The sequence below is a fragment of the Azospirillum sp. TSH58 genome (assembly GCF_003119115.1).
In the GTDB taxonomy this organism is placed as follows: domain Bacteria; phylum Pseudomonadota; class Alphaproteobacteria; order Azospirillales; family Azospirillaceae; genus Azospirillum.
Map to the genome: position 1 here is coordinate 1,195,644 of NZ_CP022367.1, position 16,514 is coordinate 1,212,157.

General features: G+C 69.2%; 18 protein-coding genes. 14 read left to right on the plus strand and 4 right to left on the minus strand.

Features of this window, described 5'->3' with window-relative positions; all coding sequences use genetic code 11:
• Nucleotides 1–16: 16 nt before the first annotated feature.
• The 6 genes from TSH58p_RS26865 to TSH58p_RS26890 all read left to right on the plus strand — a co-directional run bounded on the left by TSH58p_RS26865 (nt 17) and on the right by TSH58p_RS26890 (nt 5,482).
• Nucleotides 17–757 (plus strand): cobalt ABC transporter substrate-binding protein, encoded by a 741-nt coding sequence (locus tag TSH58p_RS26865; RefSeq protein ID WP_109071022.1) that lies wholly within the window; start codon nt 17–19, stop codon nt 755–757.
• Nucleotides 754–1,050, plus strand: a complete 297-nt coding sequence (locus tag TSH58p_RS26870; RefSeq protein ID WP_109071023.1) for a DUF3649 domain-containing protein — start codon at nt 754–756, stop codon at nt 1,048–1,050. The genes TSH58p_RS26865 and TSH58p_RS26870 overlap by 4 nt, the downstream gene beginning before the upstream one ends.
• A 64-nt stretch (nt 1,051–1,114) precedes the next feature.
• Entirely contained in the window at nt 1,115–2,698 is a 1,584-nt protein-coding gene (locus TSH58p_RS26875; RefSeq protein ID WP_109071024.1) for a PepSY domain-containing protein, read from the plus strand.
• 2 nt (nt 2,699–2,700) lie between these two features.
• Nucleotides 2,701–2,988, plus strand: coding sequence for a DUF3325 domain-containing protein (locus TSH58p_RS26880; RefSeq protein WP_109071025.1), 288 nt, complete (start codon nt 2,701–2,703; stop codon nt 2,986–2,988).
• Between the two features lie 144 nt (nt 2,989–3,132).
• Nucleotides 3,133–5,199 carry a carbon starvation CstA family protein gene (locus TSH58p_RS26885; RefSeq protein ID WP_109071026.1) on the plus strand — a complete coding sequence of 689 codons (2,067 nt, stop codon included), beginning with the start codon at nt 3,133–3,135 and terminating at the stop codon, nt 5,197–5,199.
• A gap of 79 nt (nt 5,200–5,278) precedes the next feature.
• Nucleotides 5,279–5,482, plus strand: coding sequence for a YbdD/YjiX family protein (locus TSH58p_RS26890; protein ID WP_014197888.1), 204 nt, complete (start codon nt 5,279–5,281; stop codon nt 5,480–5,482).
• A 140-nt stretch (nt 5,483–5,622) separates the two neighbouring features.
• Here TSH58p_RS26890 and TSH58p_RS26895 read toward each other — a convergent pair whose 3' ends face one another.
• The 3 genes from TSH58p_RS26895 to TSH58p_RS26905 are packed head-to-tail and all read right to left on the minus strand — an operon-like array spanning nt 5,623 to nt 8,180.
• Nucleotides 5,623–6,150 (minus strand): cyclase dehydrase, encoded by a 528-nt coding sequence (locus TSH58p_RS26895; RefSeq protein ID WP_109071027.1) that lies wholly within the window; start codon nt 6,148–6,150, stop codon nt 5,623–5,625.
• Nucleotides 6,151–6,164: 14 nt separating this feature from the next.
• The gene (locus TSH58p_RS26900) at nt 6,165–7,337 is read right to left on the minus strand and encodes a zinc-dependent alcohol dehydrogenase (RefSeq protein WP_109071028.1); all 1,173 of its coding nucleotides are present in this window, start codon (nt 7,335–7,337) and stop codon (nt 6,165–6,167) included.
• A gap of 51 nt (nt 7,338–7,388) precedes the next feature.
• On the minus strand, nt 7,389–8,180 hold the full coding sequence (locus TSH58p_RS26905; protein ID WP_109071029.1) for an SDR family oxidoreductase: 792 nt from the start codon (nt 8,178–8,180) through the stop codon (nt 7,389–7,391).
• A gap of 267 nt (nt 8,181–8,447) precedes the next feature.
• Between TSH58p_RS26905 and TSH58p_RS26915 the strand changes: the two genes are divergently transcribed.
• The 5 genes from TSH58p_RS26915 (at nt 8,448) to TSH58p_RS26935 (ending at nt 12,099) form a co-directional block, all read left to right on the plus strand.
• On the plus strand, nt 8,448–9,125 hold the full coding sequence (locus tag TSH58p_RS26915) for a GntR family transcriptional regulator (protein WP_109071030.1): 678 nt from the start codon (nt 8,448–8,450) through the stop codon (nt 9,123–9,125).
• 48 nt (nt 9,126–9,173) lie between these two features.
• A complete protein-coding gene (locus tag TSH58p_RS26920; RefSeq protein ID WP_109071031.1) occupies nt 9,174–9,965 on the plus strand; it encodes a transporter substrate-binding domain-containing protein in 792 nt (263 codons plus the stop codon).
• A gap of 94 nt (nt 9,966–10,059) precedes the next feature.
• Complete coding sequence (locus TSH58p_RS26925; RefSeq protein ID WP_109071032.1) at nt 10,060–10,731, plus strand: amino acid ABC transporter permease; 672 nt, start codon at nt 10,060–10,062, stop codon at nt 10,729–10,731.
• Nucleotides 10,728–11,387: an amino acid ABC transporter permease gene (locus TSH58p_RS26930; protein ID WP_109071033.1), complete on the plus strand. Its 660-nt coding sequence runs from the start codon at nt 10,728–10,730 to the stop codon at nt 11,385–11,387. Before TSH58p_RS26925 ends, TSH58p_RS26930 begins: the two co-directional genes overlap by 4 nt.
• Entirely contained in the window at nt 11,365–12,099 is a 735-nt protein-coding gene (locus TSH58p_RS26935; RefSeq protein WP_109071034.1) for an amino acid ABC transporter ATP-binding protein, read from the plus strand. Before TSH58p_RS26930 ends, TSH58p_RS26935 begins: the two co-directional genes overlap by 23 nt.
• 62 nt (nt 12,100–12,161) lie before the next feature.
• Here the strand turns inward: TSH58p_RS26935 and TSH58p_RS26940 are convergent, their stop codons facing one another.
• Nucleotides 12,162–12,917 carry a GDSL-type esterase/lipase family protein gene (locus TSH58p_RS26940; RefSeq protein WP_109071035.1) on the minus strand — a complete coding sequence of 252 codons (756 nt, stop codon included), beginning with the start codon at nt 12,915–12,917 and terminating at the stop codon, nt 12,162–12,164.
• 179 nt (nt 12,918–13,096) lie between these two features.
• On the opposite strand from TSH58p_RS26940, the gene TSH58p_RS26945 reads away from it, so the two are divergent.
• The 3 genes from TSH58p_RS26945 to TSH58p_RS26955 all read left to right on the plus strand — a co-directional run bounded on the left by TSH58p_RS26945 (nt 13,097) and on the right by TSH58p_RS26955 (nt 16,509).
• Entirely contained in the window at nt 13,097–14,311 is a 1,215-nt protein-coding gene (locus tag TSH58p_RS26945) for an OpgC family protein (RefSeq protein ID WP_109071036.1), read from the plus strand.
• 174 nt (nt 14,312–14,485) lie between these two features.
• Nucleotides 14,486–15,979: a hypothetical protein gene (locus TSH58p_RS26950; RefSeq protein WP_109071037.1), complete on the plus strand. Its 1,494-nt coding sequence runs from the start codon at nt 14,486–14,488 to the stop codon at nt 15,977–15,979.
• A complete protein-coding gene (locus TSH58p_RS26955; RefSeq protein WP_109071038.1) occupies nt 15,976–16,509 on the plus strand; it encodes a hypothetical protein in 534 nt (177 codons plus the stop codon). Before TSH58p_RS26950 ends, TSH58p_RS26955 begins: the two co-directional genes overlap by 4 nt.
• The last annotated feature ends 5 nt before the right edge of the window (nt 16,510–16,514 follow it).

The following is a 16,514-nucleotide window of genomic DNA, read 5'->3' on the forward strand; positions in this document are numbered from 1 at the left end:
TCTTCCGGAATTCGTCATGAACAAACTGTCGCTCGCTCTCATCGCCGCGCTGGGCGTCGCCATGCCCGCCGCCATGCCCGCCCAAGCCCACCAGATCTGGATCGAGCAGCCCGAGCAGGGCAACGCCACGATCCGCTTCGGGGAGTTCGGCGAGAACCTGCGCGAGGTCTCGCCCGGCCTGCTCGACAAGTTCGGCAAGCCGGCCGGCGCCCTCCTCTCCGCCAAGGGGGAGCAGAAGGCCGAAGCCGCCAAGACCGCGGACGGCTTCGCGCTGCCCTTCAAGGCTGCGGCCGGTGAGAGCATCGTCGCCGAGGACACGCTCTACCCGCTCTACACCTGGAAGCAGGGCGACAAGGAGACCACCAACTGGTTCCACCCCGCCGCGCGCCTGATCACCGGCTTCGCCGAGCAGGCGCCGAAGCTGACGCTGGATCTGGTGCCCACCGGAAAGCCCGGCCAGTTCAAGCTGGTCTTCCAGGGCCAGCCCAAGGCCAAGACCAAGGTGGCGCTGGTCACCCAGTCCGGCTGGGCCAAGGAGGAGCACACCGACGAGCAGGGTCTGGTGACCTTCGACCTGCCGTGGAAGGGCACCTACGTGGCCGAGGTCAGCCTGAACGAGCGCACGCCCGGCGAGCGCCAGGGCGCCAACGGGGCCGAGAAGTATGACGGCGTCAGCTACGTCACCACGGTGACCTACGTCCACCCCGACGGCCTGGCGCCGGTCCCCGCCGGCCCGGCGGCGACGCCCAACAAATGACCTCCGTGGCCGGACGGGTCCGTGCAGCCTTTGATGCTTGGGGCGGCCCGCTCGTCTCGCGCATAGCCGCCGCCCTGTTCGGCGGCTATGCGCTGGCCGCACTCGCCAGCGTGGCGGTGCTGGCGCTTCCCATGAGCAAGCCGCAGGCGGTGCTCACCGGCCAGTTGGCGAGTTTCATCATCTACGCCGCCGCCGTGATCTGGGTCTTCGCAGTCCGCAGCGCCCTGCGCGCCTGGGCGGGCCTGCTTGTCGTGGCCGCGCCGCTGTTGCTGGCGGCGTGGTCGGTCTGGTGATGGGGAGCCGAGCGTGAAGACGGATCAGCAAGCGCGCCCCGACGGCCGTGGACTCCGCCAGAGCATGTCCGATCTGCACACCTGGGTCGGGCTGCTTCTCGGCTGGGTGCTCTACGCGATGTTCCTCACCGGGACGGTGTCCTACTTCAAGGACGAGCTGTCGCAATGGATGCGTCCCGAACTGCCGGCGCAGAGCGGGGTGCCGGATCAGGCGGTGGTGGCCCAGCGGGTGGCCGACGAACTCGTCGCCCTGGTGCCGGGCAGCCCGCAATGGAGCCTGCGCGTGACGGACGCCCGCAACAACAGCGTCTACGCCTTCTGGCGCACCGCCGGAGCCGCTCCGGGGCAGCGCGCCTTCGGCGAGGGCAACTTCGACCCGGCGACGGGCCGGAAGGTGTCGTCGCGCGAGACGCTGGGCGGCGACTTCTTCTACCGCTTCCATTTCCAGTTCCATTACATGCCGGTGGTGTGGGGGCGCTGGATCGCCGGAATCGCGGCCATGTTCATGCTGGTGGCCATCGTCAGCGGGGTCATCACCCACAAGAAGATCTTCACCGATTTCTTCACCTTCCGCTGGGGCAAGGGGCAGCGCTCCTGGCTCGACGCGCACAACGCGCTGTCGGTGTTCGGGCTGCCCTTCCACGCCATGATCACCTACACCGGGCTGGTGACCCTGATGGCGCTCTACATGCCCTGGGGGCAGCAGGCGGGGATCAAGACCGCGGCGGAGCGCCAGCAGCTCAACGCCGAACTCAGCGCCTTCATCCAGCCGGGCAAGCCCAGCGGCGAGGCGGCGCCGCTCGCCTCGATCGAGGACATGGTGCGCCACGCCCAGGAGCGCTGGGGCCGCGACGGCGTCGGCCGGGTCACCGCCACCCATCCGGGCGACGCGGCGGCGCGGGTGGCGGTGGCGCGCGGTGACGGCGGGCGCGTCTCCATGAGCCCGCAGTATCTGGAATTCGAAGGCACCACCGGCAAGCTGCTGGCCGTCCATGAAGGGGTGGGGGCGGCGGCGGAGACGCGCGGCGTGCTCTACGCCCTGCATCTGGGGCGTTTCAGCGACTCGGTGACGCGTTGGCTCTACTTCCTCGTCAGCCTCGCCGGCACCGCCATGGTGGGCACCGGTCTGGTGATGTGGACGGTGAAGCGCCGGCAGAAGCTGCCCGATCCGGCCCGGCCCCACATCGGCTTCCACGTCGTGGAGCGGCTGAACATCGCCAGCATCGCCGGCCTGTCGGTCGCCATGGCGGCCTTCCTGTGGGCCAACCGTCTGCTGCCGGAGACCCTGGCGGACCGCGCCAACTGGGAGATCCACAGCTTCTTCATCGTCTGGGCGCTGACGCTGCTGCACGGCGTGCTGCGTCCGGCCAAGAAAGCCTGGGTCGAGCAGTTGTGGCTGGCCGCGGCGCTGCTGGCGCTGCTGCCGGTGCTCAACGCCGTCACCACGCACCGGCCGCTCTGGCGCAGCTTGGCCGACGGGGACTGGGTGTTCATCGGCATGGACCTGATGTGCTGGGCGCTGGCGGCGCTTCACGCCGTCCTGGCGGTCCGCGCGCTCCGGCACCGGCCCAAGCTGCGGCCCGCCCGCAAGCCGGCCCCCAAAACCGTCAACGAACCCGCCGGCGGCGCCGTCCTGCGCGAGGGATGATCATGACCCACCTGTCGTCTTTCATCCTGTGCCTGACGGGCTTCGCCGCGCTGGCCCTCGCGATGGACCGCCCGCAGCACGACCTGTTCGGCCGCCCCCTGCCGGCGCTCGCCACGGTCGCCCTGCGCGTCGGCGGGGCGGCCTCCCTGCTGGGCGCGCTGGGCCTGCTCGTGGCGTGGCAGGGCTGGGGACTCGGCCTCGTCATGTTCAGCGGCCACACCAGCCTGGGCGCCGGTCTCGTCCATGGCGCGCTCATCGTTCGGCAACGCCGGGCCGCCCGCCCAAATTGAGGGTACGCCTTATTTTTGACCCATTTTGTCGCGACCGGACAGTTTGCTCTTTCCGTTCGGGCGTGATGGGAGGATGATTCTCCATCGTATTCATCAGGTTCATCGTGCTTTTCGACGATTGCGAATCGTTTGGGAGGAGTACGCATGCCCCGCATCCTCAATCACGCGCCGTGGCTGGTTCTCGCCGTGCTGGGAGCCTTCGCGCTCGGCACCGTCGCGCTGGCGCGCGGCGAGACCATCAACGCCCTCTGGCTGGTGGTGGCCGCCGTCTGTACTTATCTGGTGTCCTACCGCTACTACAGCCTGTTCATCGCCACCCGCGTCATGCGGCTGGACCCGGCGCGCCCGACGCCGGCGATGCGCCACAACGACGGGTTGGACTACGTTCCGACCAACCAGTACGTCCTGTTCGGCCATCATTTCGCGGCCATCGCCGGCGCCGGCCCGCTGGTCGGCCCGGTGCTGGCGGCCCAGATGGGCTATCTGCCGGGCATGCTGTGGATTCTCGCCGGCGTGGTGGTCGCCGGGGCGGTCCAGGACTTCATGATCCTGTTCGTCTCGATGCGCCGCGACGGACGGTCGCTCGGTGAGCTGATCAAGGCCGAGCTGGGGGACATCCCCGGTGTCATCGCGCTGTTCGGCACCTTCATGATCATGGTCATCATCCTGGCGGTGCTGGCCCTGGTCGTGGTCAAGGCGCTGACCAACAGCCCATGGGGCTTCTTCACGGTCGCCGCGACCGTGCCGATCGCCCTGTTCATGGGCGTCTACATGCGCTTCCTGCGTCCCGGCCGGATCGGCGAGATCTCGGTGATCGGCTTCTTCCTGCTGATCGCCGCCATCCTGCTCGGCGGGCAGGTCGCGCAGAGCGAGACCTGGGCGCCGGTCTTCACGCTGACCGGCGTGCAGATCACCTGGATCCTGATCGGCTACGGCTTCGTGGCGTCGGTGCTGCCGGTGTGGCTGCTGCTGGCGCCGCGCGACTATCTGTCGACCTTCCTCAAGGTCGGCACCATCGTGCTGCTGGCTCTGTGCATCCTGCTCGTCGCGCCGCCGATGAAGATGCCGAGCGTCACCCGCTTCATCGACGGCACCGGCCCGGTGTGGTCGGGCAGCCTGTTCCCGTTCCTGTTCATCACCATCGCCTGCGGCGCGGTGTCGGGCTTCCACGCCCTGATCTCGTCGGGCACCACGCCGAAGATGGTGGAGAACGAGGTCCACACCCGCTTCATCGGCTACGGCGGCATGCTGACCGAGTCCTTCGTCGCCATCATGGCGCTGGTCGCCGCCTCCTGCATCGAGCCGGGCATCTACTTCGCCATGAACAGCCCGCCCGCGCTGCTCGGCACCACGGCGGAGTCCGCGGCCCAGGTCATCAACAACTGGGGCTTCGTCATCACGCCGGAGATGATCACCCAGACGGCTCAGGACGTCGGCGAGGTGAGCATCCTGTCGCGGGCCGGCGGCGCGCCGACGCTGGCGGTCGGCATGGCGCAGATCTTCTCCGAGCTGTTCGGCGGCAAGGGCATGATGGCCTTCTGGTACCATTTCGCCATCCTGTTCGAAGCCCTGTTCATCCTGACCGCCGTCGACGCCGGCACCCGCGCCGGGCGGTTCATGCTCCAGGACCTGCTGGGCGTCTTCTTCAAGCCGCTGCAGCGCACGGCGTCCTGGGCCGGCAACCTGATCGCCACCGGCCTGTGCGTCGCCGCCTGGGGCTACATCCTCTACCAGGGCGTGATCGATCCGCTGGGCGGCATCAACACCTTCTGGCCGCTGTTCGGCATCTCCAACCAGATGCTGGCGGGGATCGCGCTGATCCTGGCGACGGTGGTGCTGTTCCGGATGAAGCGCGAACGCTACGCCTGGGTGACCATGGTGCCGGCGGCGTGGCTGCTGATCTGCACCCTGACCGCGGGCGTGCAGAAGGTCTTCCACAGCAACCCGGCGATCGGCTTCCTCGCCCACGCGGAGCGCTTCAGCACCGCCGCCAACGAGGGCCGGCTGCTCGCCCCGGCGACCTCGATGGAGCAGATGCGGCAGGTGATCTTCAACGATTACCTGGACGCGGCGCTGGCGTCGCTGTTCGTCCTGGTGGTGCTGGCGGTGCTGGTCTTCGGCATCCTGTCCTGCCTGAAGGCGCTGCGCAGCGACCGCCCGACCACGCGGGAAATCCCGACCGGCGGCGCCACCGCCCGCGCCGGGGATTGATCGCCGGAAAGTGATTGCCGCACACCGCTCCCTCATCCCGGCAGGGGTGAGGGAGCGGCCTATTGGAAAAGGACGACGGATGAGCGGCTTGAAAAGCAACCTCAGCCGGTTCCGCGGTTACTTCGAGCAGACGGCCAAGCTCATGATCGGGGTGCCGGATTACGACACCTATCTGGAGCATATGCGGACCCGGCATCCCGACCAGCCCGCGATGACCTACACCGAGTTCCTCGACAACCGTCTGCAGGCCCGTTACGGGGCCGGCAAGGCCGGCTGTTGCTGATAGGGGGCGTTGTCCCCTCTCCCCTCCGGGGAGAGGGTTAGGGTGAGGGGGGTGCGCGTGGCGGTACGTCCGGCAAAAGCGCAACCCCCTCACCGGCCCTCCGGGCCACCCTCTCCCCGGAGGGGAGAGGGTTATAAGCGCTAATTCGCCCCCACGGGTTCGAAGCGCAGGATGTCCGGGGTCCGCATGTCGGCGGGGATCGGGGCGTCCTTGGCGGCGCCGCGCATGGCGGTGGGCGGACGCGGCAGGCCGCTGCGGTCGCTGTAGTCGGGTGGCGGAGTCCAGGCCGCCGCTTCCTCCCGGTGCAGCATCGCCGTGCACAGCACGTCGAGCGCCGTCACCGCGGCGACCGTGCCCAGCGCCGTGGCGACGTTCTCCCGGCGCGGGTTGCCGTCGTGATGCGCCGTCGCCAGCGTGGCGATGTCCAGCGCGTCCCCGGCGATCCGCCCCCACATCCAGGGGCGGGCGTCGCCCATCGCCAGCAGGCCGACTCCGGTCGCCACCTCGCGCGCGCCGTAGGTCCGGATCAGGCCGGCCTGCTCCTCCATCCCCATCCAGCGGGCGAGGCGGCGGGCGGCCACCAGTTCGGCGACGCCCAGCCCGATGCTGAACCAGCCCAGGCCGCGGGCCATCCGGTCCGCGGACGAATTCCTGCGGTAATACGCCATGGTGCGCCTCCCTGTTACGGCTTGAGCACGACCTTGATGCAGCCGTCCCGCTTGTCGCGGAAGGTCTCGTACATGCCCGGCCCCTCGGCCAGACCCACGGTGTGGGTGATGACGAAGGACGGGTCGATCTGGCCCTCCTGGATGCGGCGCAGCAGGTCGTCGGTCCAGCGGTTGACGTGGGTCTGGCCCATGCGCCAGGTCAGGCCCTTGTTCATCGACATGCCGAAGGGGACCTTGTCGATCAGCCCGCCATAGACGCCGGGGATCGACAGCGTGCCCGCCGGGCGGCAGACATACATCATCTCGCGCAGCACATGCGCGCGGTCGGATTCCAGCATCAGCGCCTGCTTGGCGCGGTCGTAGATGGAATCGAGCGTGGCGGTGGCGTGCGCCTCCATGCCGACGGCGTCGATGCACTTCTCCGGACCCTTGCCGCCGGTCAGCTCGTTCAGCCGCTCGACGACGCTTTCCTCTTCGAAATTGATGGTGATGGCGCCGCCGGCCTTGGCCATGGACAGGCGCTCGGGCACGCGGTCGATGGCGATGACCTGCTTGGCGCCCAGCAGGACGGCGCTGCGGATCGTCATCTGCCCGACCGGGCCGCAGCCCCAGATCGCCACGGTGTCGGTCGGCTGGATGTCGCACTGGGCCGCGGCCTGCCAGCCGGTGGGGAAGATGTCGCCGAGGAACAGCACCTGCTCGTCGCTCAGCCCGTCCGGGATCTTCACATGGGTGCGGTCTGCGAAGGGGACGCGCACGTACTCCGCCTGACCGCCCGCGTAGCCGCCGGTCAGGTGGGTGTAGCCGAACAGCCCGGCGGTGGTGTGGCCGAACAGCTTGTCGGCCATCGCCTTGTTGCGGTTGGAGCGCTCACAGACCGAATAGTTGCCGCGGCGGCATTGGTCGCACTCGCCGCACCAGATGGTGAAGGGCACGACGACGCGGTCGCCGACCTTCAGGGCGCTCTTGGCCTCGGCCCCGACATCGACGACCTCGCCCATGAACTCGTGACCCAGGATGTCGCCCTTCTCCATGCCGGGCATGAAATGGTCGTAGAGATGCAGATCCGAACCGCAGATGGCGCAGGACGTGACCTTGACGATGGCGTCGCGGGGCTGCTCGATCTCCGGGTCGGGGACGGTGTCGTAACGGACGTCAGCGGTGCCGTGCCAGACCAGGGCTTTCATGCGGGGCTCCTCCGTAACGGGTGGTGGGGAAGGTGGGCGGGAAACCTGCGATCAGTGGTGGCCCGAACCGGGCTCGGCCTGCTTGCGGTGCTGCTCGGCCAGCACGCCGGAGGGAGTCACGGCGGCCACGGCGGTCTGCAGCTTGTTCTTCCAGCCGGCCACCACGTCGCCGTCGCCGCGCATCATCGCGTCGAAGCCGACCTTGGCGACCATCGCCGGGTCGTCCTTCTTGCCCTGGCCGATCTTGGTGTCCTCCATGCCGGCGCGCTCGAAGAACGCGGTGTCGGTGGCGCCGGGCATCAGGCAGGTGACCGTCACCCCGGAGTCCTTGATCTCGTGGCGCAGAGCGAAGGAGAAGGAATCGATGAAGGCCTTCGTGCCGTTGTAGACCGCCTGATAGGTGCCGGGCATGAAGCCGGCGATCGAGCCGGTGATGAGGATGCGGCCCTGCTTGCGGTCGCGCATGCCCCGCCCGATCGTCTGGATCAGGTAGAGCGTGCCGGTGATGTTGGTGTCGATGACGTGCCGGGCCTCCTGGAAATCCTGATCGAGGAAGCCGTGGCCCAGCCCGTGGCCGGCGTTGGCGAGCAGGGCGTCGACCGGACGGCCCTTCACCGCCGCGAAGAGTGCGTCGACCCCGTCGAGGGTGGCGAGGTCCGCCTGCACCGTTTCGACCAGCGCCCCGAGGGAGCGGAGTTCCTTGGCGGCCTCCTCGATCGCCGGGTCGTCGGCGGCGATCAGGAGGTCGAAGCCATTCCGGGCGCATTGCTTGGCGAGTTCGAGGCCGATGCCGGTGGACGCCCCGGTGACGACGGCAAGGGAGCGGGTGGCTGCACGAGCCATGGGAGCGGTCCTCTTTGCGAATCGGGAGAATCCCTCAACCCAACTGGAGCCGGCAGCCGTTGGTTCCGCCATCTTCGCCGCCGTCCCTCGCCATGGGGGGCAAGCGCAACGAGACGGTGCCGCAAAAAAATGCATAAGGCTTAATCAGGTCGGGTCTCTGCCCGAATCTTGATCATGCGCGGCGCCGATCCCCAGCGATTCCGCGCCGTTCCGGCTGGCACGCCTCTTGCTCAACAGTCTTGTATACAAGATTGGTGCGGCAGCCTGATGACCCAGCTTCCCGACAGCATCGAAGACAGCGTGATCTCCGCCATCCTGGGCGGCCGGCTGCGGCCCGGCACCCGGCTGGGCGAGGCGAAGCTGGCCGAGGTCTACGGCGTGTCCCGCACCCGCGTGCGCGAAGCGATGATGCGGCTGGAGACGCGCGGCATCGTGCATGTCAGCGCCCGGCGCGGCTGGTTCGTCGTCGAGCCTTCGGCGACGGAGGCGCGGGCCGCCTTCCAGGCGCGGCGGGTGATCGAGACCGGGATGCTGCGCGACCTGCACACGCTGCCCGGCGACGCCGTCGCCCACCTGCGCGCCCATGTCGAGGAGGAGCGGGAGGCGCTGCAGACCGGCCATGTCGGGTCGCGCACCTGCCTGCTCGGCGACTTCCACATCCACCTCGCCCACGCCTTCGGCAACGCCTTCCTGACCGACATCCTGCGCGACCTGACCGCGCGCACGACGCTGGTCTCGATGCTCTACCAGTCCGACCAGGACGCCGCGGCGTCCAGCGACGACCACGCCGGCATCGTGACGCTGCTGGCCGACGGCGACTACGCCGGCGCGGCGCGGCTGATGGACGAACACATCCGGCGCGTCGAGGACGGCCTCGACCTCGCCGCCGCCCCCGATCCCCTGGCCGGCCTGCGCGAGATCCTCTCGCCCGGCGCCCCCGCCTGACCCTTTCAAACAACCATTCCATCCAGCAAAACCGGAGGAGTTAGAGACATGAAGCGCAGGACCCTGCTCGCCCTGGCCGTCGCCGCCGTCGCCGGTCTGTCCATCGCCCAGGCCCCCGCCGCGCGGGCCGACGCCCTTCAGGACATCACCAAGCGCGGCACGCTGCGCGTCGCCGTCCCGCAGGACTTCCCGCCCTTCGGCTCGGTCGGCCCGGACATGACCCCGCTCGGCTACGACATCGACGTGGCGAAGCTGATCGGCGCCAAGATGGGCGTGAAGGTGGAGCTGGTGCCGGTGACCAGCGCCAACCGCATCCCCTTCCTGCAGACCAACAAGGTCGATCTGGTGATCTCCAGCCTCGGCAAGAACGCGGAGCGCGAGAAGGTCATCGACTTCACCGACGCCTACGCTCCCTTCTTCAACGGCGTCTTCGCCCCGGCCGGCGTGACCGCCTCGAAGCCGGAGGAACTGGCCGGCAAGACCATCGGCGTGACCCGCGGCGCCATCGAGGATCTGGAACTGACCAAGATCGCCCCGGCCGACGCGGTCATCAAGCGCTACGAGGACAACAACGGCACCATCTCCGCCTTCCTGTCCGGTCAGGTCGAGGTGGTGGCGACCGGCAACGTCGTGGCGGCGGCGATCCTCGCCCGCAACCCGCCGAAGCGGCCGGAGCTGAAGTTCCTCATCAAGAACTCCCCCTGCTTCATCGGCCTGAGCAAGGAGCAGCCGGCCCTGCTGGAGAAGCTGAACGGCATCCTGGCGGCGGCCAAGGCCGACGGCTCGCTGAACGCCATCGCGCAGAAGTGGCTGTCCGCCGACCTGCCGAAGGACCTCTGACCCAGGGACCTCTGACGATGACCGGGCCGGGACGCCGCGGGTGGCTTCGGCCGCCCCGGCGGCCCGGCGTGTGGAGGGTTGACCGGAGGGCCGCATGACCTACCGCTTCGATTATTCGTGGATCGCCGAATACTGGCCCGTCATCCTGAAGGGCCTGCTGACGACGGTCGAACTGACCCTGATCGGCACGCTGTTCGGGGTGGCGCTGGGCATCGCCTGCGCCTGGACGCGGTCGCTCGGGCCGCGCTGGATGCGCCCGCCGGTCGTCGCCTATGTCGAGCTGATCCGCAACACGCCCTTCCTGATCCAGCTCTTCTTCATCTTCTTCGGCCTGCCGTCGCTCGGTGTGCAGATGACCGAGTTCCAGGCGGCGGTGCTGGCGATGGTCATCAACCTCGGCGCCTACAGCGGCGAGATCATCCGCGCCGGCATCGAGGCCACCCCGCGCGGCCAGTTCGAGGCCGGGGCCAGCCTCGCCATGACGCGGTTCGAAACCTTCCGCCACGTCGTCCTGATCCCGGCGCTGCAACGGATCTGGCCGGCGCTGTCGTCGCAGATCGTCATCGTCATGCTCGGCTCGGCGGTGGTGTCGCAGATCGCGGCGGAGGACATCACCTTCGCCGCCAACTTCATCCAGTCGCGGACCTTCCGCGCCTTCGAGAGCTACTTCCTGACCACCGGCCTCTATCTGCTGCTGGCGCTGGCGCTGCGGCAGGCGCTGCGCGGCGTCGGGCGGATGCTGTTCCCGCGGAGGGCCGCGCGATGATGAGCTTCACCCTGTGGGACATCCTGCGCAACCTGCTGTTGGCGGCGCGCTGGACGGTGGTCCTCTCGCTCGTCTCCTTCATCGGCGGCGGGCTTTTGGGGATGGCGCTGCTCTACCTGCGGATCGGCAAGGCGCGGGCCGGACAGATGGTCGTCCAGGGCTATGTCGAGCTGTTCCAGGGCACGCCGCTGCTGATGCAGCTCTTCCTCGCCTTCTTCGGGCTCGGCCTGTTCGGCATCGACGTCCCGGCCTGGCTGGCCGCCGGGCTGGCGCTGATCCTGTGGACGGCGGCCTTCCTGGTGGAGATCTGGCGCGGCTGCGTGGAATCGGTCGCCCGCGGCCAGTGGGAGGCGTCGGCCAGCCTCGGCATGGGCTACGTCCAGCAGATGCGCTACGTGATCCTGCCCCAGGCGGTGCGCGTCGCCGTCCCGCCCACCGTCGGCTTCTCCGTGCAGGTGGTGAAGGGCACGGCGCTGACCTCGATCATCGGCTTCGTCGAGCTGTCCAAGGCCGGCACGGTCGTCACCAACGCGACCTTCGAACCCTTCACCGTCTACGGGCTGGTCGCCCTGATCTACTTCGCGCTGTGCTGGCCCCTGTCCAAGAGCAGCCAGATTCTGGAAAGGAAGCTCAATGTCGCTCATCGCAATCACTGAGGTGAAGAAGCGCTTCGGCGACGTCGAAGTCCTGAAGGGGATCAACCTGGACGTCGAGCGCGGCGAGGTCGTCGCCATCATCGGCAAGAGCGGTTCGGGAAAGAGCACGCTTCTGCGCTGCGTCAACGGGCTGGAGATGATCGACGACGGCTCGATCATGGTGGCCGGCGCCCAGCTCATCAACGACGACCTCCACCTGAAGGCGCTGCGGCTGAAGGTCGGCATGATCTTCCAGCAGTTCAACCTGTTCCCGCACCTGTCGGCGGGGCGCAACGTCATGCTCTCGCAGATGGTCGTCAAGAAGACGCCGGCGCGCGAGGCGGAGGCGATGGCCCGCCGCATGCTGGAGCGGGTGGGCCTGGGCCACAAGTTCGACGCCTACCCCGACCAGCTTTCCGGCGGGCAGCAGCAGCGCGTCGCCATCGCGCGGGCGCTGTCCATGCAGCCGATGGCCCTGCTGTGCGACGAGATCACCTCCGCCCTCGATCCGGAGCTGGTGAACGAGGTGCTGGCGGTGGTGAAGGAACTGGCCGCCGACGGCATGACGCTGATGATGGTGACCCACGAGATGCGCTTCGCCCGCGAGGTCTGCGACCGGGTCGTCTTCATGCACCAGGGCCGCGTCCACGAGATCGGCCCGTCCGAGGAGGTCTTCGGCAACCCCCGCACCCCGGAACTCCGACAGTTCCTCGGTGCGCAACTGGTCGTCTGACAGCAAAAGGGCGCCGGTGGCATGACCGCCGGCGCCCTTTCCCAAGAACGGATGATGCGAACTCAGCGCGCCGCGGTCTTCTCGCTCATCACCCGCGGGGTGTCGATCATGTCGGCGACGAACTCCGCCAGACAGCGGTAGCTGAGGTCCTTCAGGTGGAGGCCGTCGTTGCTCAGCACCTGATCGGCGGCGAAGTGCCGGCTTTCCAGCCACCACGCCATGATGCGGTAGCGGTCGAGCACCGGCACGTCGAGTTCCCGGCCCAGCGCCACCACGGTGGACGCGTAGGCGGCGTAGGAGTCGACCTTGGCTTCGCCGGGGAAGGACTGCGGGTTCATCAGGATGACGTCGGCGCCGGTCTTGCGGATCCGGGCGATGCCGTCGCGAACGGTGGCGGCGAAGGCGTCGAGCGGCACCTTCTGGAAGCTGTCGTTGGTCCCGACCTGCCAGACCACGAGGTCCGGCTTGGCGTCCAGCACGTCCTTGTCGAAGCGGACGAGGTTGGCCCCCGCCGTCTCGCCGCCGATGCCCTTGTTCAGGACCTGAATGGCCGAGGTGGCGTGACGCTGCTCAAGAATGGCGTCGAGCTGGGCGGGGTAGGTGGCGGTGACGCTGGTGGCCCCGACGCCTTCCGTGCTGGACGACCCCATCGCGACGACCGTCAGCGGCTGCCCGGCGGCCAGGGCAGCCCGGCTGTGCGCCAGTCCGGCGGCGGCTGAATCCGCGCCGGGGGGGACCGGGCAAAGCGCCGACGCGGCGGCGGCACCGCTCCACAAAACCCAAGCGGCCAACACTCCGCCAAGCACCCGTCCCGTCATGAGCCACGCTCCCCTGGTTCGCCTCGTCGAGGCACGCTGTCTGAGGGCATGGTCCGGTGATCATGGTTAACGCATCGCTAAGCGGAGGAGCCGCTAACCCCTTTTCGTTCCTCATCAAAAGGGATGCTTTGCCGGGTTCGTCTGTATTCGGAATACGGACAAATAGGTGGGGGCGCGTTATGACCAGGCACCATCTTCTGGATGGCCTGCGCGGCTATTTCCTCGTGTTCATGCTGGTGAACCACATCTGGTTCGACGGGGGAAATCCGGTTGCCCTGGTCAATCACAACCAACTCGCCTTCGTCGAGGATGCGCAGGGCTTCATCCTCATCTCCGGACTGATCGTCGGGCTGTATTACGGCCGGCTCTACGCCGCCGGGCGGGACGAGGAGGCCGGGAAGCGGCTGCGCGCCCGCGTCTGGCAGCTCTACCTCTACTCGCTGGCGGTCTTCGCCGCCGTCGTCGCGATGGCGCTGCTGATCCCCGGCGCGCGCAGCGGCTGGGAGTCGCAACTGGGCAGCGCGCTCGGCCCGGCCCTGCCGGCGGTCCTGCTCCTGCTGCACCAGCCGGCGCTGATGGACATCCTGCCGCAATACATGCTGTACCTCGCGGCCTCGCCCCTGCTGATCCGCCTGACGCTCGCGGGCAAGGGCGGCGAGGTCATCGCGGGGAGCTTCGCCCTGTGGGCGGCGGTGCAGTTCGGCCTGCATCTGCCGCTGGCCGCCTCGCTGGAGGCATTGGCCGGCTCGGTCATTCCGGATTTCGCCCTGCGCGGGCACTTCAACCCGCTGGCGTGGCAGATCGTGTTCGTCACCGGGCTGGTGATCGGGACGCTGATGGCGGCGGAGCGGATCGACCTGCGCCCCTGGCTGTCCCGGGACCGCACGCTGCTCGCCCGGATCGCGCTGTATGTGGTGCTCGCCTTCATGGCGTGGCGGCTGGCCTTCACCTTCGACCTCGTGCCGGAGGACATGGCGGCGCGCTTCTGGAGCCTGCACGACCGCACCGAGTTCAGCCTGATCTTCCTGGTGAATTTCGCGGCGCTGGCCTTCCTGGTGACGTGGCTGCTGTCCGCCGGCGTCGAGGCCGCGTCCCCCGCCGCGCGCTGGGCGGGCCAGGCCCTGCAACGGCTCTTCCTGTTGCGCTTCCTGCGCTACCTCGGCGGCCATTCGCTGCAGGTCTATGCCTACCACGTCGTGCTCGCCTACGGGATCGTGCTGATCGACGAGGCGGTCCGGCCGGTGGGTGTCCTGGGCAAGACGGGCATCACGGTCCTGGCGGTCGCCAGTCTGGCGCTTCCGGCGTGGCTGCACGGGCGCTTCGCCGTGCCGGCACCGCGGCGCGCGGAGGTCCGGCGCCCCGCGACCGCCGCGGACCGGCGGGCGACGACCTGAGGCGACGGGCGGCGCGCCATCGCCTGACAACGTAACCGCGAAACCAAGCCGCTGCCGTGCTGTTCAACAGGATGGGCGTGGGTGCTTGAGGTGACTTAGCCCTCTCCCCTCCGGGGGGAGGGAAATGCTGATAGCGCCCGCTCGTCCATCCCGTCGCTTCGCGTGGTTGAAGGCATGCATCTGGCTGATCTGTTCGTTGCGCTGCGGCACCAACTGGATCGACACCCGCAAGAGACCGAACGCGCCGCACGGCGCTTGGAATTCGCGCCGGACGATGCGGGTGATGTGCTGCGCCGGCTGATGGTGTTGTTGGAGGCTGACGACGGCGCCGAGGCGCTCAAGGCTTGGCTGGACTCGTCCGACGAGCGGACGCCGGCGGAACGGCGGGTGCTGGCGGCCCAGGCCATCGACCAGTGGTTCGCGCCGCTGGCCTCGCGCTTCCTTTCGCGAAGCGCGCTGTCCGGTGGTCATCTGCGGGCGCGGCAATGGTTCAAGCGGCACGCGCGCTTCAACAGCGACCCCGCCGACGGCCAGCTCATCCTGCGGCCCGGCCTGTTCGACCGGTCGGTGAACATCCGGGAGGTCACGCCCCTGCGCGAGTCCTTCGACGTGGCCGACCTCTTCCACTCCCTGCTTCTGCTGCCGCCGACCCTTGCGGCGGAGTGCCCCCACGGCGAGGAGGGTGAGCGGCCCGTCTCACTGGCCTTCCACCGCATCGCCGAGGTCGCCGACCAGTGCCCCAGCGATCCCGACTGGGCGCCGGTCGTCGGCGTCGTCCCGCTCGCTCTGGCCGAGGACGACCTCGCCATCCGGACCTTTGCCAAGGACGGCGCCGACTGGTACGCCGCCGTTCCCGGCGACCTCGGCGCCCGCGCCACGTCGGCCATCGACGCCTTGGCCGCCAAAGGCGCGACCATCGTCGTCTTTCCCGAGGTGACCGCCAATGCCGCGACGCTCGACGCCATCAAGGCGGCGGTGCGGCGTCACGCGGTGGACGGCCCGATCCGCTACGTCCTCGTCGGCGTCCGGCAGGACGGGGAGGGAGGAGGCAAGCCGCGCAGCATGGCGGTCCTGCTCGACCGGACGGGGGCGGAGATTTTCCGCCAGACCAAGCTGCACTGCTGGGACCTCGACGCCGACCAGTGCCGCTCCTACGACGTGCGCGGCCCGGACGGGCGGTTGCCCGGCGCGGCGAAGGAGTTCATCGCGCCGGGGGACGGCGTCACCATCGTCGAGCTGCCCAACATGGGCCGGCTGGCGGTGATGATCTGCGAGGATCTCGGGCGCGAACAGCCGGCGGCGTGGCTGTGCCGGGCCAAGCTGCTGGACTGGATCGTCACCCCGGTGATGGACGCCGGGCTGACGGAGGACCGGTGGCAGGCCCAGGCCGGCGACGAGTCCTCCCGCGCCGGGTCCTGCCGGGTGGTGGTGGCCAACAGCATGGCCTTCTCGCACCGCTTCAACCGCGTCTGCGACGCCGATGGGCAGGAGGACAAGCGCATCACCGACTGCGGGGTGGCGCTGTTCTTCCAGCCGCGCGCCGACCCGGCGCAGAATTCGCGCATCCGCCGTCTGTCGCTCCCCATCGACGCGCCGGAGCCCGGTTGTGTCGCGGCGCGTTGGGAACCGCAACGCTGGCCGGAACTGAAGACGGAGAGCGGTCCATGAGCGGGGAGGCGTATCGGGCTTTGGCCGACGACATCCGGGACGCCGTCGCGGCCGGACGCTGGGACGAGGCCGACGCGGACCTCGACACCCTCGCCGAGGAGGCGGCGCTGTGCCTCGTGCAGGACCGCGCCGCCGATCTCGCCGCCCTGGCCCGGGAGGTCGCCCGTTGCCACACGGCGCTGGCGCTGCGCGGGGACGGCAGCCCCGACGCGATGCACCGGCTGGGGCAGCTTCGCGCCATCGCCGCGATGGTCGCCGCCGGCCGGGCGAGCCGGCCCGCCCGCAGCGAGGCGGCGCTCGCCCAGCCCGGAACGCCGACCGCGGTGGTGCTGCATGCCCTGGAGGGCGGAGCGAAATCGGGGCCGGCGCTGGTCGAGGCGACGGGCCTGTCGCACGACGCGGTGGCCCGCGCCCTGCCGGAACTGCGCGCCGCCGGGCTCGTCCGCTCCTGGCCGTCCGGGCGGCTGGTGATGAACGAACGGACCACCGCCGCGGGGTATGGGGCCGCGGGGCAGGGGGTCGCGGGGTAGGGCGG